Origin of the sequence: Streptomyces sp. NBC_01635 (assembly GCF_045209715.1) — a bacterium.
Classification (GTDB): Bacteria; Actinomycetota; Actinomycetes; order Streptomycetales; family Streptomycetaceae; genus Streptomyces; species Streptomyces hirsutus.
Map to the genome: position 1 here is coordinate 8,476,650 of NZ_CP109277.1, position 21,468 is coordinate 8,498,117.

21 protein-coding genes are annotated in these 21,468 nt (G+C 72.6%); 7 read left to right on the plus strand and 14 right to left on the minus strand.

The annotated features are described in order from the left end of the window. Positions 1-52: 52 nt before the first annotated feature. Both OHB56_RS38685 and OHB56_RS38690 read right to left on the minus strand, forming a co-directional pair. On the minus strand, positions 53-1,288 hold the full coding sequence (locus tag OHB56_RS38685) for a DUF4032 domain-containing protein (protein WP_326751090.1): 1,236 nt from the start codon (positions 1,286-1,288) through the stop codon (positions 53-55). A 71-nt stretch (positions 1,289-1,359) separates the two neighbouring features. Next, entirely contained in the window at positions 1,360-2,106 is a 747-nt protein-coding gene (locus tag OHB56_RS38690; RefSeq protein ID WP_326756891.1) for an MBL fold metallo-hydrolase, read from the minus strand. 491 nt (positions 2,107-2,597) lie between these two features. Here OHB56_RS38690 and OHB56_RS38695 point away from each other — a divergent pair, with 491 nt between their 5' ends. Then, complete coding sequence (locus tag OHB56_RS38695) at positions 2,598-3,212, plus strand: TetR/AcrR family transcriptional regulator (protein WP_388444446.1); 615 nt, start codon at positions 2,598-2,600, stop codon at positions 3,210-3,212. 17 nt (positions 3,213-3,229) lie between these two features. Further along, positions 3,230-4,903 (plus strand): FAD-binding dehydrogenase, encoded by a 1,674-nt coding sequence (locus OHB56_RS38700; RefSeq protein WP_406358560.1) that lies wholly within the window; start codon positions 3,230-3,232, stop codon positions 4,901-4,903. A 79-nt stretch (positions 4,904-4,982) separates the two neighbouring features. On the opposite strand, the gene OHB56_RS38705 is transcribed toward OHB56_RS38700, so the two are convergent. The 3 genes from OHB56_RS38705 to OHB56_RS38715 form a co-directional block, all read right to left on the minus strand. Next, the gene (locus OHB56_RS38705) at positions 4,983-5,342 is read right to left on the minus strand and encodes a DUF488 family protein (RefSeq protein ID WP_326751087.1); all 360 of its coding nucleotides are present in this window, start codon (positions 5,340-5,342) and stop codon (positions 4,983-4,985) included. 125 nt (positions 5,343-5,467) lie between these two features. Beyond that, the gene (locus tag OHB56_RS38710; RefSeq protein ID WP_055592859.1) at positions 5,468-5,713 is read right to left on the minus strand and encodes a WhiB family transcriptional regulator; all 246 of its coding nucleotides are present in this window, start codon (positions 5,711-5,713) and stop codon (positions 5,468-5,470) included. A 154-nt stretch (positions 5,714-5,867) separates the two neighbouring features. Beyond that, the gene (locus tag OHB56_RS38715; RefSeq protein WP_326756890.1) at positions 5,868-6,764 is read right to left on the minus strand and encodes a LysR family transcriptional regulator ArgP; all 897 of its coding nucleotides are present in this window, start codon (positions 6,762-6,764) and stop codon (positions 5,868-5,870) included. Between the two features lie 70 nt (positions 6,765-6,834). On the opposite strand from OHB56_RS38715, the gene OHB56_RS38720 reads away from it, so the two are divergent. Continuing rightward, on the plus strand, positions 6,835-7,452 hold the full coding sequence (locus OHB56_RS38720; protein WP_326751085.1) for a LysE/ArgO family amino acid transporter: 618 nt from the start codon (positions 6,835-6,837) through the stop codon (positions 7,450-7,452). Between the two features lie 77 nt (positions 7,453-7,529). Further along, positions 7,530-8,906: an MFS transporter gene (locus tag OHB56_RS38725; protein ID WP_406358563.1), complete on the plus strand. Its 1,377-nt coding sequence runs from the start codon at positions 7,530-7,532 to the stop codon at positions 8,904-8,906. Positions 8,907-8,997: 91 nt separating this feature from the next. Here OHB56_RS38725 and OHB56_RS38730 read toward each other — a convergent pair whose 3' ends face one another. After that, positions 8,998-9,453: a cyclic nucleotide-binding domain-containing protein gene (locus OHB56_RS38730; protein WP_406358564.1), complete on the minus strand. Its 456-nt coding sequence runs from the start codon at positions 9,451-9,453 to the stop codon at positions 8,998-9,000. 452 nt (positions 9,454-9,905) lie between these two features. On the opposite strand from OHB56_RS38730, the gene OHB56_RS38735 reads away from it, so the two are divergent. The 3 genes from OHB56_RS38735 to OHB56_RS38745 all read left to right on the plus strand — a co-directional run bounded on the left by OHB56_RS38735 (position 9,906) and on the right by OHB56_RS38745 (position 11,826). Further along, the gene (locus tag OHB56_RS38735; protein WP_326751083.1) at positions 9,906-10,349 is read left to right on the plus strand and encodes an ATP-binding protein; all 444 of its coding nucleotides are present in this window, start codon (positions 9,906-9,908) and stop codon (positions 10,347-10,349) included. Positions 10,350-10,552: 203 nt separating this feature from the next. Beyond that, positions 10,553-11,398 (plus strand): SigB/SigF/SigG family RNA polymerase sigma factor, encoded by an 846-nt coding sequence (locus tag OHB56_RS38740; protein ID WP_326751082.1) that lies wholly within the window; start codon positions 10,553-10,555, stop codon positions 11,396-11,398. Then, positions 11,395-11,826, plus strand: coding sequence for a hypothetical protein (locus OHB56_RS38745; RefSeq protein ID WP_055592853.1), 432 nt, complete (start codon positions 11,395-11,397; stop codon positions 11,824-11,826). Before OHB56_RS38740 ends, OHB56_RS38745 begins: the two co-directional genes overlap by 4 nt. An 85-nt stretch (positions 11,827-11,911) precedes the next feature. Here OHB56_RS38745 and OHB56_RS38750 read toward each other — a convergent pair whose 3' ends face one another. The 8 genes from OHB56_RS38750 to OHB56_RS38785 all read right to left on the minus strand — a co-directional run bounded on the left by OHB56_RS38750 (position 11,912) and on the right by OHB56_RS38785 (position 21,230). Further along, positions 11,912-14,179 carry an FUSC family protein gene (locus OHB56_RS38750; RefSeq protein WP_406359301.1) on the minus strand — a complete coding sequence of 756 codons (2,268 nt, stop codon included), beginning with the start codon at positions 14,177-14,179 and terminating at the stop codon, positions 11,912-11,914. Between the two features lie 141 nt (positions 14,180-14,320). Next, positions 14,321-15,697, minus strand: coding sequence for an NAD(P)/FAD-dependent oxidoreductase (locus tag OHB56_RS38755; protein WP_406358567.1), 1,377 nt, complete (start codon positions 15,695-15,697; stop codon positions 14,321-14,323). A 312-nt stretch (positions 15,698-16,009) separates the two neighbouring features. Then, on the minus strand, positions 16,010-17,758 hold the full coding sequence (locus OHB56_RS38760; protein WP_406358569.1) for a PP2C family protein-serine/threonine phosphatase: 1,749 nt from the start codon (positions 17,756-17,758) through the stop codon (positions 16,010-16,012). Then, positions 17,755-18,831, minus strand: a complete 1,077-nt coding sequence (locus tag OHB56_RS38765) for a SpoIIE family protein phosphatase (protein WP_406358571.1) — start codon at positions 18,829-18,831, stop codon at positions 17,755-17,757. The genes OHB56_RS38760 and OHB56_RS38765 overlap by 4 nt, the downstream gene beginning before the upstream one ends. Then, positions 18,831-19,271 (minus strand): anti-sigma regulatory factor, encoded by a 441-nt coding sequence (locus OHB56_RS38770; RefSeq protein WP_326751078.1) that lies wholly within the window; start codon positions 19,269-19,271, stop codon positions 18,831-18,833. The genes OHB56_RS38765 and OHB56_RS38770 overlap by 1 nt, the downstream gene beginning before the upstream one ends. Next, positions 19,271-19,690, minus strand: coding sequence for an STAS domain-containing protein (locus OHB56_RS38775; RefSeq protein ID WP_055592848.1), 420 nt, complete (start codon positions 19,688-19,690; stop codon positions 19,271-19,273). The genes OHB56_RS38770 and OHB56_RS38775 overlap by 1 nt, the downstream gene beginning before the upstream one ends. Continuing rightward, complete coding sequence (locus tag OHB56_RS38780; RefSeq protein WP_326751077.1) at positions 19,687-20,586, minus strand: STAS domain-containing protein; 900 nt, start codon at positions 20,584-20,586, stop codon at positions 19,687-19,689. Before OHB56_RS38780 ends, OHB56_RS38775 begins: the two co-directional genes overlap by 4 nt. 236 nt (positions 20,587-20,822) lie before the next feature. Further along, positions 20,823-21,230, minus strand: a complete 408-nt coding sequence (locus OHB56_RS38785; protein WP_326751076.1) for an STAS domain-containing protein — start codon at positions 21,228-21,230, stop codon at positions 20,823-20,825. Between the last annotated feature and the right edge of the window lie 238 nt (positions 21,231-21,468).

Below are 21,468 nucleotides of genomic sequence, written 5' to 3' on the forward strand. Positions count from 1 at the left end.
GCCCGACGCGCCCGCCACCGCCGGGCGGCGTCCGGCCGCTGCCCCGCCCGGCTCACTCGGTCGTGGGCCGCAGCGTCTCCCGGGTCTTGGGCAGGATGTTCCTGATGTAGTCCTCGACGGCCGTGTCGAGACCGATGTCGTGCTGGGCCCGCTCGGACAGGTACCAGCGGTGCTCGAGGAGTTCGTGGTAGATCTCCGCCTGGTCCATCGCGCCGCGCAGTCCGGGTGGCACGGCACGCACGGTCGGGCGGAACACCTCCCGCACCCAGCGGTGGGCGAGGACCTCCGGGCGGGCGCCGGGCAGAGCGCCGTCGGGGGTGTGGTCGTCCTGGGTGGCCATCCAGCTCTCCAGGTCGTTCAGCAGCCGCCTGGCCTGGTTCTCCTCGGCGTCCAGTCCGGTCAGGCGCAGCAGTTGGCGCTGGTGGTGCCCGGCGTCGACGACCTTCGGCACGAAGGTGACCGTGTCGCCGTTGGAGGCGTGCTCGATCTGCATCTCGGCCACGTCGAAACCCAGATCGTTCAGCCGGCGTATCCGGCGCTCGATGTAGTGGTACTTGCCCGCGGGGTAGACGGAGGTACGGGTCAGCTCCCGCCAGAGGCCCTCGTAGCGGGCGCAGATCCGGGTGCCGAACTCGATGGGGTCCACGGACGGGTGCAGCGCCCCGGAGGCCTCCAGGTCGAGCAGCTCGCCGCTGATGTTCACGCGGGCGAGGTCCAGGTCGTACGCGCGCTGGCCGGGGCTCAGCTCCGGGTGCAGTTCACCGGTCTCGGCGTCCACCAGATAGGCGGCGTAGGCACCCGCGTCCCGTCTGAACAGCGTGTTGGACAGCGAGCAGTCGCCCCACGCGAACCCGGCGAGATGCAGCCGCACCAGGAGCACGGCGAGCGCGTCCATCAGCCGGTGCATGGTCGCCGGGCGCAGCGTCGTCTCGAACATCGACCGGTACGGCATCGACCCGCCGAGATGCCGGGTGATCAGCACGCTCTCCAACGGCTCCCCGTCGGCGCCCGCGCGGCCGGTGACCACGGCGAGCGGGTCCACCGCGGGGATGCCGATCCGGTCCAAGTCGCGCAGCAGCTCGTACTCGCGCAGTGCGGGCCGCCGGGCGAGTTCCTTGACGGCGATCACCTCGTCACCGGCGCGGGCGTAGCGCACCACGTGCCGGGAGATGCCGCGCGGCAGCGGCACCAGGTACTCCTCGGGCCACTCCTGGAGCGGCAGGTGCCAGGGCAGTTCCAGCAGGAGCGCGGGATGCTCCGGGTTGGTCGCGCTGATCTGCAGGGCCATGGCTCGGGTGTCCTCGTCTCGCGGGCGGCCGTCTCCAGAGTGATGATCACACCGGCGGTCGTCCGCTCACCCTATTGCGCGCGTTCGCGGGCCAGCTTCGCCGCACCTTCCAGGGACCCCCGGTACGCGGGGCCGTGTCCGGGCAGCGTCAGGTCGCCCTCCAGCTCGGCCAGGATGTCCAGCGAGCCGACGGCGGTGGCCCGCTCGTGGTGGAACATGCGGGGCAGCAGCTGCGGTCCGTCGATCCGGGACGTCGGATGGGCGCTCACCAGGGCGTCGCCGGACACCACCACCCCGAGGTGCGGGAGATGGAAGACGCAGTGCCCGGCGGTGTGGCCGGGCGTGTGCACGGGCACCGGCCGGCCGGGCAGGTCCAGCGGGCCGGACCGCGGGAACGGCTCGGGTGCGGCCACCGGCACGTGCGCCGTGCCGCCGGAGCGCAGCACGTGCAGGGCCCAGGGCAGCACACCCGGCCGCCAGCCGTTGCGCAGGACCTGTCCGACGGTCACCTGCTGGAGGAAGTCCCGGCGGGCGTGGGGGACTTCGGCCTCGTGCGTGTACACGGGCGTGCCGTACGTGGCCCGCAGGTACTCGGCGGAGCCCAGGTGGTCCGTGTGGGCGTGGGTGATGAGGACGGCCGCGACCGATTCCGGTGAACCGCCCACCTCCGCAAGGGAGGCGAGGAGCTGCTCGCGGTCACCGGGGTACCCGGTGTCGATCAGTGTGACGGCGTCCCCCTCCCGGAGGATCACCCAGTTGGTGTGGGAGCCGTGCACCAGATGGGTGCCGTCGGCCACCTGCCGTACCTCTGCGCGCATGATCGCCCCGAGTCCGTCGTCCCTGCCGGAAGCCACCAGGAAAGCAGATCAGGACGCCGTCCCAGGGGGCGGTTCCGTTCGTGTCGCAGCCGGTACGGGACGGGCCGGGGACGCGGTGCGCATCCCGAACAGGAAGCGCGTCGCCCGGGTTCTGCGCACCCCGTACTCATGGACGGTGAAAATGACCGCCGGTGAGGAGACCACGATCACGGTGTACTTGACCGCCGCCGGACGGCAGCCCGGAGTCTGCGCGCATCGTCCCTCCCCGCAGGTGTGCGGCCCGGTGCGGGGGAGCGGAGCGGGGGGACGACAGGCTTCTGGCAGGGGCAGGGGCAGGGGCAGGCGGGGCCTGCGCATCGCGTGCTCGGCCGGGATCGGGAAGTTCCCGCCGCCGAGGGCTATGGATACATCGGTGTATCGGATACGTTCGCGTATCGAACGGAGGTGGCGGGGTGACCGGGGACGGCAGCACGGGGCGCGGGGCCGGGCGGGTGACCAGACGCCGCGTCCGCACGCGCGCCGACCTTCTCCGGGCGGCGTTCGCCGTGTTCGCGGCCAAGGGCTTCGGACACGTCTCGATCGAGGAGGTCTGCGAGGCCGCCGGATACAGCAGGGGCGCCTTCTACTCGAACTTCGCCACCCTGGACGAGTTGTTCTTCGCCCTGTACACGGAGCGCGCCGAACTCATCGCCGCGCAGGTCTCCGCAGCCCTCGCCGGTGGCGGCCCCGACCTCGACGTGCCCGCCACCGTGGACCGCGTCACCGAGGTGCTGCTGCTCGACCGGGACTGGCTGTTGGTGAAGACCGACTTCCTGGTGCGCGCCGCCCGCGACCCCGACGTCTCCCGCACCCTGCTGGAACACCGCGCCAGGCTGCGTCGCGCCATCGCGGACCACCTGGACCGGGCCCGAGGCCACACCGAACTGCCCGCCGTTCTCGGCACCGTCGAGGGTGCCGCGCACGCCGTGGTCGCCGCGTACGACGGAGTCACCACCCAACTGCTGCTGGACGGGGACGTCGAGCACGCCCGCGCCTGGCTGAAGCAACTACTGACCGCGCTGCTGACCGACGGCAGCGCCGGACCGGCCGCGCACCGACGCGGATGAGGAAGGGACTTCTCGCCATGGATGCCGACGTCATCGTCGTCGGAGCGGGTCTCGCGGGCCTGGTCGCGGCCCACGAACTGACCAGCCGGGGCCGCAGGGTCGCCCTCGTCGACCAGGAGAACGCCGCCAACCTCGGCGGCCAGGCGTTCTGGTCCTTCGGCGGGCTGTTCCTCGTCGGCTCCCCGGAGCAGCGGCGCCTCGGCGTCAAGGACTCCTTCGACCTGGCCTGGAGCGACTGGCAGGGCAGCGCCGGGTTCGACCGGCTCGAGGACGAGGACACCTGGGCGGTGCGCTGGGCGCGCGCCTACGTCGAGTGGGCGGCGGGGGAGAAGCGGTCCTGGCTGACCGGGCACGGCATCTCCTTCCTGCCCACCGTCGGCTGGGCCGAACGCGGTGACCTCCGCGCGGACGGGCACGGCAACAGCGTGCCCCGCTTCCACATCGCCTGGGGCACCGGTACCGGCGTCGTCGAACCCTTCGTCGGCCATGCCCGACAGGCCTCGCGCGACGGTCTGCTCACCTTCCACCACCGGCACCGGGTCGACGAACTGGTCGTCCAGGACGGCGCCGTGAGCGGAGTGCGGGGCGTCGTCCTGGCCTCGGACGACGCCCCGCGCGGTGTCGCCTCCAGCCGCGAGGCGATCGGTGACTTCGAACTCACCGCCCAGGCCGTGATCGTCACCAGTGGCGGCATCGGCGCCGACCACGACATCGTCCGCCGCCACTGGCCCGAGCGGCTCGGCACCCCGCCCCGGAAGATGGTCACCGGGGTCCCCGCCCACGTGGACGGGCGGATGCTCGGCATCAGCGAGCGCGCGGGCGCGCGCCTGGTCAACCGGGACCGGATGTGGCACTACACCGAGGGCGTACGGAACTGGGACCCGGTCTGGCACGGTCACGGCATCCGCATCCTCCCCGGACCGTCCTCGATGTGGTTCGACGCCCTCGGCCGCCGGCTGCCCGAGCCCTGCCTCCCCGGTTACGACACCCTGGGCACGCTCGAGCACCTGCGCACCACCGAGGACATCGCCGGCTACGACCACTCCTGGTTCATCCTCACCCAGAAGATCATCGAGAAGGAGTTCGCGCTGTCGGGGTCCGAGCAGAACCCCGACATCACCGCCAAGGACCGGACCGGGTTCCTGCGCGAGCGCGTCCTGGGCAAGGGCGCCCCCGGCCCGGTCGACGCCTTCCTGCGCGAGGGCGCGGACTTCGTGACCGCCCCGGCCCTGGAGCAGCTCGTCGAGCGGATGAACGCCCTCACCGACGAGCCGCTCCTCGACGCGGCCGCCGTCCGGCGCCAGATCGAGGCCCGCGACCGGCAGCTCGACCACTCCTTCAGCAAGGACGCCCAGGTGCAGGGCATCCGCAACGCCCGCCGCTACATAGGCGACCGCCTCGGCCGCGTGGCCACCCCGCACCGCATCCTCGACCCCGCGGCCGGCCCGCTGATCGGCGTCAAGCTGCACATCCTCACCCGCAAGACCCTCGGCGGCATCCAGACCGACCTCGACTCCCGCGCGCTGGACGGCGGGGGCAGGCCGATCGGGGGACTGTACGCGGCGGGCGAGGTCGCGGGCTTCGGCGGCGGAGGCGTCCACGGCTACAACGCCCTGGAGGGCACCTTCCTCGGCGGCTGCCTCTTCTCGGGCCGAGCGGCGGGCCGGGCGGCCGCACGGCAGACGGCGTAGCCGGTTCGGAGCGGGCCGGGGGACACGGCTGCCGCCCGACCGCTCCGGCGCCTCGGACACGCCGGAACGGTCGGAGGATTCAGCCGTTCCGGTCGTCGAGGAGGCGGGCCAGCACCTCGGCGTGGCTGGTCTCCGGCTCCCGGGCCGCGGTCACCAGAGTCACCCGGCCCTGCGTGGCCAGATCCCGTACGTGATCGAGGAGTTCGGCAGCCTCGGGAGTGGCGAGCTCCTTCTCGTAGCGCCCGCGGAACTCCTCGTACGGCCGCTCGCCTGTGTGGTACCAGCGCCGCAGGTCCGTCGACGGCGTCAGGCCCTTGGGCCACTCGTCCACGCGGGCCAGGTCCTTGGCCAGGCCACGCGGCCACAGCCGGTCGACCAGGACACGGATCCCGTCGTCCGGCTCGGGTGGTTCGTAGACACGGCGCACACGCACGCTCATGATCGGTCCCTTCCCGCGCTCTCCCGGCGAGCCTAACGCCGCCCACCGGGCCGGGCACGGCGGGCAGGCCGGACGGGCAGGGCGGACGGGCAGGCCGGACGGGCAGGGCGGAACGCGGGCCTGCCTCAGGCGCGGCGCGCCTTCAGGCGCCGCTTCAGCGCGCGCCGCTCCGTCTCGCTCGTGCCGCCCCACACCCCGAGGGACTGCCCTGTGTCCAACGCCCAGTCGAGGCACTGCTGCTGGACAGGGCAGCGTCGGCACACCCCCTTCGCCTGCTCCGTCTGAAAAAGGGCCGGGCCGGAGGTCCCGATCGGGAAGAAGAGGTCGGGATCCTCGTCCCGGCAGGCCGCGCGGGTCCGCCAGTCGTCCATGGGAAATCACCTGATTCGCAGTGGATACGCACCCTTGGGGTGCCGTACTCCGTTACGGGTCACCTGCCGGCACGGGATGAAACAGCGGCTTCGGTGAGGCGCGTCTCCCTGGGATCCGTCGGCCGGCCGACGAGGGGCGCACGGTACCGACTTCTCAACTCCGCAGTGCCGTCACCGCAGTTGCCGCCACCGCCTCGGCCACCGCAGCCAGGGCCGGGGAGTCCAGCTTCCACTGCTGCCAGTACAGGGGCGCGTCGGCCGCGCGGTCCGGGGCGAAGACGGTGAGCCGGCCGGCCCGCAGCAGGGGGTCGGCCTGCGTTTCGGGGACCATGCCCCAGCCCAGACCCGCGGCGACCGCCTCGGCGAACCCTTCCGAGGTCGGAATGAGGTGCCGGCCCGTACTCGCCCCGGTGCGGCCGCGGGTGAGCCGGCGGACGAAGGCGTCCTGGAAGTCGTCCCGCCGGTCGAAGGTCACCACGGGCGCCCGCGGCAGCGTCTCCTCCAGCGGCCCGGCGAGGTACCGCGCGGCGAACTCCGGGCTGGCCGCGGGAAGATAGCGCATCCGCCCCAGCAGTCGTACGGAGCAGCCGGGCACCGCGTCCGGCGAGGAGGTCACCGCGGCCATCACCGCTCCCTCCCGCAGCAGCGCGGCGGTGTGGGACTCGTCCTCGCGGCGCAGTTCGAAGCGGAGGCGCAGCTCGGCCGGGACGCGGGTGAGAGCCCCGAGGAACCAGGTCGCCAGCGAGTCGGCGTTCACCGCCACCGACACCCGGGTCGGCTCCCCGGCCGAGCTCAGCCCCAGCTCCGCGTACGCGTCCCGCTCCAGCCGCGCCACCTGGCGGGCCAGCCGCACCAGCACCTCGCCCGACTCGGTCGGCCGCACCGGGCGGGTCCGCAGCAGCAGCACCCGCCCGGTGCGCTGCTCCAGCGCCTTCACTCGCTGGCTCACCGCGGAGGGCGTCACATGCAGGGCCGCGGCCGCCGCGTCGAAGGTGCCCTCGTCCACCACGGCGAGCAGGGTCCGTACCTGGTCCAGCGGAAGGTCGTCCATCACATCGGCTAAGGGTACGTAAGAATCATTAGCTGTACTGCGGCAGGGCGAGGCCTCTAGCGTCCTGTGCATGACCGCCGCCTTGACCACCGCCGCCGCCGGATTCGGCACCGGCCTCTCCCTGATCGTCGCCATCGGCGCCCAGAACGCCTTCGTCCTGCGCCAGGGCGTCCGCCGCGAGGCGGTGCTCGCCGTTGTGGGCATCTGCGCGGTGTCCGACGCGCTGCTCATCGCCCTGGGCGTCGGCGGAGTCGGCGCGCTGGTCGTGGCCTGGCCCGGCGCGCTGACCGCGGTCGGCTGGATCGGCGGAGTGTTCCTGCTCGGCTATGGCGTCCTGGCCGCGCGGCGGGCGATCCGGCCGGCCGGGGCCGGGCTCGAGACGGAGGGCGAGGCCGTGACCTCGCGCCGCCGGGCCGTACTCACCTGCCTGGCGATGACCTGGCTCAACCCGCACGTCTACCTCGACACCGTGTTCCTGCTGGGCTCCGTGGCCGCCGACCACGGGCCGCTGCGCTGGACGTTCGGGCTCGGCGCGGTGCTGGCCAGCCTCTGCTGGTTCGCCGTCCTCGGCTTCGGCGCCCGGCTGCTGAGCCGCTTCCTCGCCCGGCCCACCGCCTGGCGGGTCCTGGACGGCCTGGTCGCCGCCACCATGATCGTCCTCGGCTGCACGCTCATCGCCGGAAGCTGAGGCGGCGGGCGAGTGCCGCCGCGGGTGCTGCCATAGTGATCCCCGGAAACAAGATGTAGTCACCAACCGGGACGGTCGTGGACCTCAGCGAGAACAGCACCGAACCCCGGGCCGAGGGGCCCGCCCTCGAGCGGGCCGTGTCCGGACCGGCCGCGTCCGCGCCACCCGAGCCGGCCGTGGCCGGGGCGGTGACGGCGGAACCGTCCGCACCGCCCCGGCCACGCGGCCTGCGCCGCTGGGCCATGGACACCCGGCCCCTGCGCCGCCCGGCCTACCGCCGGCTGTGGACGTCCACCATCGTCACCGCGGTCGGCAGCCAGCTCACCGCCGTCGCCGTGCCCCAGCAGATTTACGACATCACCGGCTCCTCCGCCTGGGTCGGCGCCGCGAGCCTGGCGGGACTGCTGCCGCTGATCGTCTTCGCGCTGTGGGGCGGCGCGATCGCCGACGCCATGGACCGCCGCACCCTCCTGCTGATCACCAACACCGGAATCGCCGTCACCTCGGTGTTCTTCTGGGCGCAGGCTGCCGCCGGGCTGGACTCCGTGGCCGTGCTCATGATCCTGCTCGCGGTGCAGCAGGCGTTCTGGGGGCTGAATGCCCCGGCCCGCAGCGCCTCCATCGCCCGCCTGGTCCCCGAGGACGAACTGCCCGCCGCCAACGCCCTGGGCTCCACCGTCATGCAGACCGGCCAGATCGCGGGACCGCTGCTCGCGGGCGCGCTCATCCCGGTCGTCGGGCTGGCGGAGCTGTATCTGATCGACGCGCTGGCGCTGTGCGTCACCGTCTGGGCGGTGTACCGGCTGCCCGCCCTGCCACCGCTCGGGGCCACGGTGGCGCGGCGCGCGGGCATCCGGGAGATCGTGGCCGGGTTCCGCTACATCGCCGGGCACGCGGTGCTGCTGCTGTCCTTCCTCGCCGACATCGTCGCCATGGTCCTCGGCATGCCCCGTGCCCTGTTCCCGCAGCTCGCCGCCGAGACGTACGCCCCCTACGGTGAAGGGGTCGCGCTGGGGATGCTGTTCGCCGCGATCCCGATCGGCGCGGTGCTGGGCGGACTTCTCTCCGGCACGTTCTCCCGGGCCCGCCGGCACGGCTGGATGGTCATCGGGTCCGTGGTGGTGTGGGGCGTCGCCATCACGGGGTTCGGGCTCAGCGACAGCCTGTGGATCGCCGTGGCCTTCCTCGCCGTCGCCGGCGTCGCGGACATGGTTTCGATGGTCTTCCGCGGGGCGATCCTGCTCTCCGCCGCGACCGACGAGATGCGCGGCCGGATGCAGGGCGTCTTCACGGTCGTCGTCGCGGGCGGTCCCCGGCTCGCCGACGTCCTGCACGGCACCGCCGGTTCCTCCCTCGGCCCCCGTACGGCCGTGGCGGGCGGTGGGCTCCTGGTCGTCGTGGTGATGCTCGCCCTGGCCGCCGCGATACCGGCGCTGCGCCGTTACCGGGTGTGAGACGAGCGCGCCCTGCTTCGGCAGGACCCGCCGGAACAGGATCCGGCAGGACCCGCAGGAACAGGCTTCACAGGACCCGCAGGAGCGGGCTTCAGAGGACTTTTCGGGTACGCGGCGCCGGCTGTTCCATCAGCCGTACCCGCGTCGCCTCCAGCCGGTGCGCGAGGATCTCGGCGACGCAGCGCACCAGCGTCAGCCCGAGCGCCGGATCCTCCTCGCACAGCCGCAGGACGGCCGCCGCGTCGAACTCGTAGGCGCGGACCCGGCTGAAGGCTTCGGCGCCGAAGTCCCACTCGTGGGGCGGGAAGAGCCAGGACCAGCCCAGCAGGTCGCCCGCGCCGAGCGTGGCGACCGTGACCCGCTGGAGCTGGTTCACCCGCTGATCGAGCGACACCGCCCCGGAGCGGATGACCCAGAAGCGATCGGCGGTGGTTCCCGACTCGAAGATCCTGGTGTCCTCGGGAAAGGACACCTCCCGCGCGAGCGCCATCATGCGCTCCCGCTGCGGCGGAGGCAGGGCGGTCAGGAGTTTGATCGCTTTGGTCATGGGCGGGACTCCTCGCCGGGCCATCGGACGGTTCTCTGTCCATTGGAGCCGCTGCCGCCGCCCGGGGCACCTCGGCGACTGCGGAGGCCGTGGTCCGGGAAGTTGAAAGCCCTGGCTGGACGGGGGAAACCAGCCAGGGCCGCAAAAGGTGGTCAGGGAGGACGGTCGTCTACTCCGTCACCACGTATGCGTGAACGATAAACCATTTTTCGGGGCTCGTGCCGCCGGAATCGGGTCGCGTGACCCGTTTCACTCCGGGCGGCGGTCGCCGCATCCGTCGAGCCGGCCGGCCGCCCCGGCGCACCGTGGAGACGGCATCCGTTCCGGAGCGGGCCGAAAGGTTTGCCGGTGCCATGAGAGGTCAGCCGGAAGGGGGTGACCTTTCTCATAGAGCAGGGAGCCGACCAATGTGCCAGGAGCACATGTTTTCAGCCGACACGGAGCCACCCGCCATGGAACCGCTCACCGCGGAAGGGCCGTCCGCGGAACCTCCCGGCACCGTCCGGGCCGCACTCCAGCGCCCCTATCGGCCGGCCCAGGTGCGTGAGGCCGTGCAGCGGGCGGTGTGCGAACGCTGCCGTGCCACGCACACCCCGTGCGACACCGCCGCCCTCGCGGACGCCCTGCTCGTCGCCTCCGAACTCACCACGAACGCGATCCTGCACGGCGGCGGCGTCACCGACGTCAGGGTCGACGTCGCCGGCCCCGGCGTACGGGTGTCGGTGAGCGACCGCAGTACGGAACTGCCCGTCGCCCGGCCGGCGGCCGGCCCGCAGGGACGCCTCACGCCCGGCGGTCACGGCTGGCCCATCGTCTGCCGGCTGTCCCGCGACATCCGCGTCCGGGACCTGCCCACGGGCGGCAAGTGCATCAGCGCGCTGGTCCCCCTGCCCTGACCTGCCGCCGGAGCCTTTTCCGGATTTGTGCGGGGAAGCGGAGTTTGCGCCACCGGGCACCGGGCAGTCGGAGGGTCGTGCCTCGGACCGACGGCGCGCCGCCGGAAGAGGCATGGCTGCTGTGGTACCCACTCCGGACGTCCTCACAGCGGCCGCCCCACGGTAGATCGCCCATGACAACAACTGTTCGGGAGCGAAACCGCATGCTCATAGAAACGTCCACCGACCGCCCCGACACCCTCGCCCCCACGACCGCAGGAACCCGCCGGAGGCACGACGACGCCCCCGACACCGCCGCCCTGTTCACCCGGCTGACCTCCCTGGAGGACGGCCCCGAGCGGGACGCCGTACGCGACGAGCTGGTCACCGCGTGGCTGCCCATGGCCCACCGCATCGCCGGCCGCTTCCGCGACCGCGGCGAATCCGTCGAGGACCTGCGCCAGGTGGCCGCACTGGGCCTGGTGAAGGCGGTGGACCGCTTCGACCCGGACCGCGGAGCCTTCGAGAGCTACGCCGTCCCGACCATCACCGGCGAGGTCAAGCGGCACTTCCGGGACCGGATGTGGGCCCTGCGGGTGCCCCGCCGCGTGCAGGAACTGCGGAACAAGGTACGGATCGCCCGGCGGGACCTCACCCAGACGCCCGGCAGTCCCGAACCCGCCCCGGCGGACATCGCCCGGCACACGGGACTGACCGAGGAGGAGGTCACGGCCGGGCTGGAGGCGCTGGAGAGCTTCAGCACCCTGTCGCTGGACGCGGAGATGTCGCCCGACGACGACGGCTACAGCCTGGCCGACACCCTGGGCGCCTCGGACGCGTCCTACGACATCGTGGTCGACCGTGAGTCCGCCAAGGAGGGCCTGCGCCGTCTGCCGGAACGCGAGCGCACCATCCTGTACATGCGCTTCTTCGAGGACATGACACAGAGTCGCATAGCCGCCCAGCTGGGAATCTCCCAGATGCACGTCTCCCGGCTGATCAGCCGGAGCTGCGCCCGGGTACGCGCCGACGCCCTGGGCGGCCGCATGAGGGGAGCGCGGAGCCGATGAGTGAATCCGAGATTCCGCCGGAGGACGGCCGGCCCGTGGACGTCTACCTCGACCTCCTGAGCATCCGGATGGACACCGAGGACTACCGCCTGCTCCTCCGTGTGGTGGAGCCGGTCCTCCGGGCGATCGAGGAGCACCGGCTGTCCGGTCTCGACCTCGCCCTGGACGGCGGCGACGAGGAACTGCCTCAAGAGGTCCGCGACGAGGCCGCCCTCGTCATCGCCACGGCCGTCACCGGCCGCATGGACAACGAGGTGGTCGAGCTGGAGGTCGACGAGAGCGGACCGGTCAGGGTGGTCACCGACGCGACGACCGCGGCCGATCCGTCCCGCCTCGACGAGATCGCCGACTACATCAGGCAGCGCCACCGGCAGAACGACGAACTGCGCGGCATCGCCGAGGCCAGCGGTCTTCCCACCGACTTCTGAGCCGGGCGGTCACCGCCTCCCGACCCCGCCACCCGCTGCCCGCGACGACCGGATCTGCCGCTTCCGTCCTCCGAGCACGCGGCCTTCAGCGCTCGGCCGTCGCCTTTCGGCCGTCGCTCGCCAGCGGGACGTCCAGCGGGCGGGCGAGGCCCACCACCGCCTCGTCCAGCCGCTCCAGATGCCGCAGCACCCGGCCGGTGATCCGGCCGTAGCGCGACGCGCCGTCGCCGCCGGAACCGCCCAGCAGCGAGGCGAAGCTCGGCCCCGTCTCGATCCCGGCCGTGGCGTCCTCGCCCGCGACCCGGGCAGCGATCGTCGCGATGTTGCGCACGGTACGCGCCGCCGCCCCGCGCAGCCGGGGATCCGCCGCGATCGAGGGATGGGCCGGCAACAGCTCGGCCGTCGCCGCCAGCGAGCGCGCCTGGTACGCACAGGTCTCCAGGAGCGCGACGACGTACCGCGCGGTGTCGCGCCGGCCCCGCAGCGGAGTGACCGGATGGGTGAGCGGCTTGGTCGCGGCGCGCAGTTCGCCCAGTGCCTCGTCCAGCTCCCGCGCCCGGTCCAGCAGATCGACGGCGGGCCCGCCGCTGAGCTGGTCGACCGCGGCCTCGGTGACCTCGGTGAGCCGTTCCAGCACGGTGCCCAGCAACTCGTTCGTCCGCCGGTCCGTACGCACCGGCAGCACCAGGAACGCGGCGAACACCCCGCAGGCGGCGCCCAGCGCGGTCTCGGCCACGCGCAGGACCAGCACCTCCCAGCTGTAGGTGTGCAGCAGCGTGTACAGCAGCCCCACCATCGCGGTCACGAAGAACGACATCAGCGTGTACGAGAGCGGGGCCGTGTACGCCATCGCGAAGATCAGCACCAGCATCAGGGCGAACGCGGTCCAGGCGTGCCCGCCCACCAGTCCCGCCAGCACGATGCCGGCGACGACGCCGAGCACCGTCCCCAGCAGCCGCCGGTAGCTCTTGACCAGGATCTCGCCCGTCGACTCGGTGTTGATGAAGACGAGCCAGCAGGTCAGGACCGCCCAGTGCCAGCCCTGGGAGGACAGCAGTTCACCGCCGGCGATGGCCAGCGACGAACCCACGGCGACCTGGACGGCGGCCCGGGTGGTGGGCCGTCGCAGCCCCTTGGCCTCCTCGGCGGGCTCGTTCTCCTCGACGGCTTCGATCGCGGCGTCCTCGGCGTCCAGCTCCTCCCGGGAGCGGGCCGTCGCGGGGGTGTCGTCCGACTCGTCCTGCGGGCCGTCCAGGGCGATCCGCAGGCCCATCACCGCGCGGGACATCTCGCCGATGGCCCGGAACACGTCCTGGAGGGCCGGGGAGCAGGCCGGCAGGTTCTCCTCGTCCCGGTAGGAGAGCAGCCGGTTGCGTACATGCGCGATCGACGTTCCCCCCACCCCGGGTCCGGCGTGCAGAACCTGGGTGCGCAGGGAGAGCAGATCGCGGCGCAGCGCCGCGGTGGCCTCGTCGGGCGCGGGCATACGGCCGGCCTCCGGGGCGGGCGCCCCCGGAAGATGCAGGGTCAGTGTGTCCGCGCGCTCGGCGCTGCGGGCGGTGAGCAGCAGCAGGCCGAGCCGCTCGGCGGAGACCTCGGCCTCCGCGATCCGGCGCTGCACCAGCCGTGCCGACGACGCGTCCGGGGTGCCCCGCTCCAGCCGGCTCTGGATCATCAGGGCCGTCTCGTGCAGCCGGGCCGTACCCGCGCGGACGTCCGCCAGAGCCTCGTCCACCCCGTCGCCGTCGGCGTCGAGCAGCGCCAGCTGGGCCGTCACGAGCTGCGCCAGCCGGGCGCGGAAGGCTTCCCGCAACCGCAGGAGGAGCCCGGCCGGGGTCACCGGAACGACGGCGAACCGAAGGACGGCACTGCATCCGAACGCGACGGCCAGGGCGGCCCAGATCTCCGGCAGTCCGTCGACGGACGCGCCGATGAACAGGGACACGAAATAGACCTGGAAGCCGATCAGCCCGAGCCCGGTCCCGCGGTCGCCGAACCGGCGGGCGTACACCGCGCAGAAGATGAGGACGACGAAGAAGAGGTCATCGGCAGTGGTCCGCTCGCTCAGCACCGCGGCCAGCGACACGGACACCATCGCCACCGGCAGACCGAGGGCGAGCGTGACGGCCTGGGCCCCGCGCCGCTTCTCCCGGATGGCGAAGTTGGCGACCGCCGCGGTCATCGCCCCCGCCACCAGTTGGGTGACACCGGCCCCCGTCACAGCGAGCACGGCCAGCGTCAGCGCGAGGGAGCCCACCATCCGCAGCCCGGCCGTCATCCGCAGCATCCCGGGATCGGACGCCGCCAGGCGGTCCCCCAGCCGTGTCCGTACCGAGCGCCCCGCCGCCTTCACTCCGCCGTACACTCCCCGTCGCTCGCGTTGATCAGGATGCAAGCATGGCATGTGCCGCCACTGACCTGCCGGGTGGCTCCATCGGCCGGAAGACCGGCCGGGCACGGCCCGCGGAAAGGCGGAGCGGCCGCGGGGACCGGGTCATCGTGCCGGCAGGCCCGCCTCCTCGACGTGCGCCCGCACCTGCTCCGGGGTCAGATAGACGTCCGTGTACTCGAAGTCCCGCAGCTTGGCGGGCTGGCGGGCCTGGAAGCCGGTCCGTACGAAATCGTCGCCGGCGATCGAGTTCAGCAGCCAGTTGGTCATGACCCTCGTCTTGGCGACATTGGTGCGCAGTGCCGACCAGTGGTACCCGCGGGCCGCCACCTGAGCGGGCAGGCCCCGCAGCTCCACGCCGAGCGGCCTGGAGACGGCGTCGGTGCCGCCGAGGTCCACGACCAGCCCGAGGTCCTTGTGGTGGTACGGCCGAAGCAGGCGGCCGGTCAGCGTCGCGATGACGTTGTCGGCCACCTGCCTGCCCTGCCGTAGGGCGTGCTGCGCGGTCGGCGGGCACACCGCGCCCTCCACACCCTTGGCGTGGTCGGGCACCGCCGCGGCGTCACCGAGGGCGAACACCCCGTCCGCGCCCGGCAGGCACATGTCCGCGGTGACCGCGAGCCGCCCGCGTACGGTTTCCGCGCCGAGCGTGGCGATCAGCGGGCTGGCGACCACGCCGGCCGTCCAGATGAGGGTGCGGGTGGGCACCACCCGGCCGTCGGTGAAGGTGACCTCCGTCGGTCCCGCCTTCGCGATGGAGACGCCCAGCGAGATCTCGATACCGCGCCGGGTGAGGATCTCCTGTGCGCTGCGCCCGAGCTTCTCCCCCAGTTCGGGCATGAGCTTCGGTGCGATGTCGATCAGATGCCACTTGATCAGGCCCGGGTCCAGCCGTGGGTAGCGCTCGACGGCGGCATGGGTCAGCCGCTGCAGACAGGCGGCGGTCTCGGTGCCCGCGTAGCCGCCGCCGACCACCACGAACTGCAGCCGCGAGGCCCGCTCGGCCGGATCCTCGATCGCGTCGGCGAGATCGAGCTGGGCGATGACGTGGTCGCGGATGTAGGCGGCCTCGGCCAGCGTCTTCATGCCGAACGCGTGCTCCGTGAGCCCGGGGATGTCGAAGGTACGGGTGACGCTGCCGGGGGTCAGCACGATGTAGTCGTACGGCTCGTCGACGATCCGGCCGGTGATGCCGCGGATGACGCAGACCTTGGCTTTCAGATCCACGCCGATGGCACCGCCCGGGATGATCCGGGTGCGGTACTTCGTGCTGCGGCGCAACGACAGGGCGACCGACTGCGGGGTCAGCACACCGGAGGCGACCTGGGGGAGGAGCGGCAGGTAGAGCTGGTAGGAGTTCGGCGTCACCAGGGTGATCCGGGCATCGTCGGGGGAGAGCTTCCGCTCCAGTCGGCGAACGCACTCCACTCCGGCGAAGCCTGCGCCCACCACCAGGATCCTGGGTCGTGTCACGGTGTCCATCCCTTTCTGCGGCTCCACACGGTCTGCCTCGAACGCCGACGACCCTTCGCCTGCCCGTGGACCGCCGCCCCGCACCTCCTCGATCGCGGCGCATCCCGATCGCGGCGGCGCTCCGGGCCGGGTCCGGACGCAGATCCGGCACGCGCACACGTTCAGCACCACGATGCCCGCACCGGCGCCGGCACGCACCGGGAGAACCGTGGTGCGGGCGGGGCGGCGGGTTTCCGCGCCCCGTACGGTGGGTGCCCGGCCACCGGACGGACACACCCGGACGCCGCCGGTGACCCGGGAGAGGAGACCGGCGAGCGGTGATCAGCTCTGCAGATGGCAGAGCAACAGACAGACGTCGTCGTCGCGCTCGGAGTCGCTGAGGAGAGGTTTCAGGATCCGGTCCGCCGCGCCCTCCAGGTCCGTGTCGAGCTCCGCGGGGCCGAACGAGCCGAGCGCGGCCGAGAGCCGCTCGATGCCCGGATCGATGCCCTCGGCACGGCGCTCGACCAGCCCGTCCGTGTAGAGCGTCAGCGTCGAGCCGGGCGCCACCTGCTCGGTGTGGTCGGCGATCTCCTGCTCCAGCGGGATGCCGAGCATCGCGCCCGGCTTGGCGTCCAGGGCCCGCACCCGCCCGTCGGGCAGCCGCAGCACCGGCGGCGGATGCCCCGCGGCGGCCCACGTCAGCGTGGGCTCGTCCGGATGGAACCGGGCGATGACCGCCGTGGCGTACAGATTCGGCTGGAGCCGGTGCAGGAACTTGTGCAGCCGGGTCAGCAGCCGGCCGGGACTGCCGTCGTCGACGGCGTAGGCGCGCAGCGCGGTGCGCAACTGGCTCATCATGACCGCCGCGTGCAGCCCGTGCCCGGTCACGTCGCCGATGACCGTGATCAGACTCCCGTCCGGCCGGTGGAAGGCGTCGTACCAGTCGCCGCCGATGTTCATGCCGTGAGTGGCCGGCAGATACCGTGCGGCCAGGCTCAGCCCCGGCGTCGTGGGCAGTTCGGTGAGCAGGGCGCGCTGCAACGTCTCCGCGATGTCCCGGTTGTGTTCGAAGCGGCGGGCGTTGTCGATGGCGATACCGGCCCTGCGGGTGAGCTCGATCAGCATCACCGCGTCGTCCGGATCCCAGCGTTCGCCGGGCGGCGACAGCGTGAGCACGCCGAGCGGCGCCCGATGCGTCAGCAGCGGGACGCACAGCAGGGGCCGGTCGGGGTGGAGGACGGAGGGCGGCAGGTCGTCCACGCCGCGCAGCCCTCCTGGATGGTCGGCGGCGTACTGCGGCCGGCCGGTGCGGGCCGCGCGCACCGTCGCGGCCGGACGGGTCATGGGGTGGTGCGGATCGTCCTCCTCGTCGAACAGCCAGATGCCGACCTCGGCCGCGTACCGCGGCACCAGCAGCTCGGGCAGCCGGCGCACGATCTCGCCGTGGTTCAGCGAGGTGTTCAGCACGGCGCTGGCGTCCGCCAGGAAGGTCAGCCGGCGGCGGGCGTTCTCCGCCTCGTTGCGCGCCCGGCGCTCGGCGGCGAAGGCTTCCCGCTGGGCGCGGCCCGCCGCGTCGAGCTCGGCGTGCAGGGCCAGGACGCCCTGGTTGGTCTGGTGCAGCTCGTCCCGGTGGAAGGCGACCAGTGCCTCCTGCTCGGCGAGACGGTCGAGCACCAGGGCGGTGTCCGCGTCGGCGCTCATCAGCGCCTGGGACAGGGCCGCCGGATCGTCGCCGGGCACCATGTCGCTGTCGCTGTCGCTGTCGCTGTCGCCGGTGCCGCCCGGCCGGTCCGCCGCGGGCAACGGGACCGTCGTCTCCCAGCGTGTTCCCTCTCCGGCGGAGGACGCGTCCGGAGAGGGCTCCAGTACGGCGTGCAGCGCGCCCCCGCCGCTGTCCGCGCTCCGTACGCCCAGGGTGAGCCGCCAGGTGCCGCCCTCGGCGAGGCACTGCCGCAACCGGGCGCCGAGCGTTGCGGCCAGGCGGGCCCGTTCGAGGGCCGGGACCCCGTGGCGTGCGGCGAGCCGCGCGGCTGCCGCACGCGCGGCTGCCGCATCGGTCACGCTGTCGATCTGCCGTGTGTCGGTCATGGACGGTCCGGTGGGGAGGAGGTCATGACGGCCACCGCGGTGTCGTCCCGCACCGGACGGGCGGCGCTGCCCGCGTCACGGATCACCAGGGCGGCCGTCACGGCCGGGTCGGCCGTCGCCGTACCCGGATCCGATGGCGGGGTCCAACGGCTGGGCAGGCCGTCGGAGTGCAGGAACAGCACGCTGTCGGTGGACCACGCGAACTCGTCCTCGCGGACGGTGCCGGGCCGGTGGACCCCGACGATGCCGGGCCTGGAGAGCAGGGCCCGCCACCGGTCGCCCTCACGCACCCGGGCCCCGATGTTGCCGATCCCGGCGAACCACAGCCGTCCGGACCGGGCGTCCAGCTGGGCCACCGCGACGGCCGCGCCCCGGGTGGCGCCCAGCTCCGCGTGCAGCAGGCGCAGCATCTCGGCAGGACCGAGATGGGGCCGGCCGCGCACCGCGTCCACCGCGGCGGTGGAGGCGCGGGCCGCCTCGGGGCCGTGGCCCAGCCCGTCGGCCAGCATCAGTGTGTGCCGGTCCCCGGACCTGACCCAGGTCCAGGCGTCCCCCGAGTGCTCGGCTCCGGCGTAGGGGACGTTGACTCCGCCGGCACGGATCACCGGCACCCGCGGACCGTCGTCCCGGCCGTCCCCGCCGTGCATCGGAGGCGTGCCGTGCCCCACGCGGGCCACCGCCACCGTGCCCCGGCCGAGGACGCTGTGCAGGCCGAAGTCGTCCGAGAGCCGCCGGCAGGTGCCGAGGCCCGCGCCCAGCGAGCGGGTCGTGCTGAAACCGTCCCGCAGTACCCCGGCCACATCGGAGATCCCGGGCCCGTGGTCGATCGCCGCGATCTGTACGACCCGTGCCTGCCCGCCCTCGCGCAGCACCGGCGGCTCCACCACGTCGACGAGTACCTCACCGTCCCGCGCGTGCTTGAGGAGATTGGTGGCGAGCTCCGTGGCCACCAGGGACACGGCCGAGGTGCCCCGCTCGTCGAGACCGGCCAGGGCCGCCGCCTCCTCGGCGGCGACGCGGACGTCCCGTACGCGGGTGGAGTCCCGCACCGGCACGTCCCAGACGCGGGGCATCAGCCCTCCTCCCGTGCCCGGGGAGGCCGGCTCACCCACGAGGTCACCCGCACCGTGGTTCCCGCCCCCTCCGCACTCTCGACCTCGAACTCGTGCACAAGGCGCCGGGCACCGCCCAGGCCCATGCCCAGCCCGTTGCCGGACGTGAAGCCGTCACTGAGCGCCCGCTCGAGGTCGGCGATGCCCGGCCCGGTGTCACTGAACGTCAGCCGCAGCCCATGGCCGAATCCGGCGGTCACCGGGGTGACGTCCAGCTGTCCGCCCCCGCCGTGCACCAGGGTGTTGCGTGCCAGCTCACTGGCCGCGGTGACCAGCTTCGTCTGGTCCACCAGACCGAAGCCGAGCAGGGCGGCCGCCTGCCGCACATGCTGGCGCACCCACATCAGGTCCATGTCCGAACGGATGGGCAGGCAGGCCTCGATCTCCGAGGCGGTGTACATCACGCACGCTCCCGGCGCATACCGCCCGCGTGCGACCGCACGACGGGCTGCTCGAGCAGTGCCATCGCGGCCTGGGCGTCGAGCGCGGTACGCAGCCCCGGCAGTGTCAGGCCCAGTTCCACCAGGGTGATGGCGACCGCGGGCCGCATTCCGGCCACCACGGTCCGCGCGGCCAGCAGCGACGCCTGCGCCGCGATCTCGGCGAGCACCCGCCCGAGAAAGGAATCGACGATCTCCACGCCGGAGATGTCGATCACCACCCCCGTGACCCCGGCGCTCACGATGGTCTCCGACAGGTCCTGCTGCAGCTGCTGAGCCGTACTGTCGTGCAGGTCGCCCTGGAGGGTCACCAACAGAATGTCGCCAAGTCTCAGCACCGGAACTTGTCCCGCTTCGGGGCGGGAGTACGCCTCGTTCACCGGCGGACCGCACTGCCGGCCGCGGGACTCGAGACAGCGACTCCCAGCTCGTTCAGACAGTAGCCCAAGGCGTCGGCGAGGCTCGCCCGGGTGAGTACGGAACCGAGATCGAGGCCCAGGTGGACCATGGTCTGCGCGATCGCCGGGCGGATACCGGAGACGACGCACTCCGCGCCCATCAGCCGGGCCGCCGCGACCGTCTTCATCAGGTGCTGCGCCACCAGTGAGTCGACCGTCGGCACCCCGGTGATGTCGAGGATCGCGAACCGCGCGTGCTGGTCGACCACCGCGTTCAGCAGTGTCTCCATCACCACCTGGCTGCGGGCGCTGTCGAGCGTCCCGATCAGCGGGACCGCGACGATCCCGTCCCACAGCCTGATGACCGGCGTCGCCACCTCCAGCAGTTGCAGCCGCTGCCGGTCGATGAGCGCCTGTCCCTCGCTCAGCGCCGTCTGCATGGCCACCACCCGCAGGGTACCCATGAGCGTGCTCAGCGTGGTCGTGCAGGCCCGCAGCTCCTCGGTCGGCCTCTCCTCCAGTTCGGAGGCGAGGAGCTTGTCGACCGGCGGCCACAGTGAGGCCAGTTCGTTCGACACCTGTGTGGCGGACAGCCCCGCCCGGGAACGGGACGCGCTCATCCGCGCCAACTGCTCCCGCACACCGGTGAATCCGGCGGCGTCCGAGTCCTCCACCCGCTGCGCGTCGGCGACTTGGGCCAGGGCGTCGACCACTGCCTTGCCTGCCTCGACCGCTTCGTCGCGTGAAAGGGTGAACACCGTACGGAACAGGGGTTCGTCCGCCCATCGCTGCGCTATCTGCTCGCGACTGCGCCGCAGGAAGTCCCTGACCTCGAGCGTCGGCGTTCCCAGCGGTCCGCCCGCTTCGTGCTCAGGCACCTGTGTCTCCTCGTCGTTTCCTCGTCGTCGTTTCCGCACCGATACCGCGCCGGGCCACGAAAGGGTGCCGAGACCTGGCCGGACGACCACTCTAACGAGGCTCCGGACCTGTGCGGCATCCCGTGCGGGAGTCGGGTCCTTGCGCAGGTGGCGGGCGCCGTGCGCCCGCCACCTGCGCCCGCGCGAGAGCCGCGGAGGTCCGACGTGACGGTGCACCGGACCTCCCCGGGTTCGGCTCAGGACTCCGGTCGTCCTGTTTCCGGCTGCTGTGACGCACCGGGCGTGCCGTCGACCCGCTCCAGCGCCTCCTCGGCGCTCTGGGACACCGGGACGGTGATGCTCACGCCGGTCAGGTCCAGGATGCGGCGCACCGCGGGCGTGGGGGAGATGATGTGCACGCTGCCCGGCAGTTCCCGGGCTTCCTGGTAGACGCGCAGGATGATGTTCATCCCGGACGAGTCCATGAAGGGGACCCCCGTCAGGTCCAGCAGGAAGTGCCGGCGCCCGTGATGGAGCTGGTTGGCCAGGTGGTGCTGGAATTCGGTCCCGGTGTCGGCGTCCAGGTCGCCCTGCACCGTGAACAGGGCGACATCCTCCCGGACCACGGTCACCTCCACGGACAGCGGGTTCAGGGCCATGGACACACATACCTCCCACGTCGAGCCGACGGCCGGGTCCGGCCGCACGTGCGGCCGCCTACCCCTGGATCACCAGGTCATGCCGGTCCGTGCGTGCAGGTCCGGTAGGTGGGATCTTCGGAACAGGACTGGACCTGTGCGGGTTTTGTGTCTTCGCAGGCCGAATGCGCCCGCTCCAGGCGGGTAGTTGGCTGCTGTGGAGACGGACGGAGCCGGAGAGCGGGTCCCGCCCGCTCCGGGATCG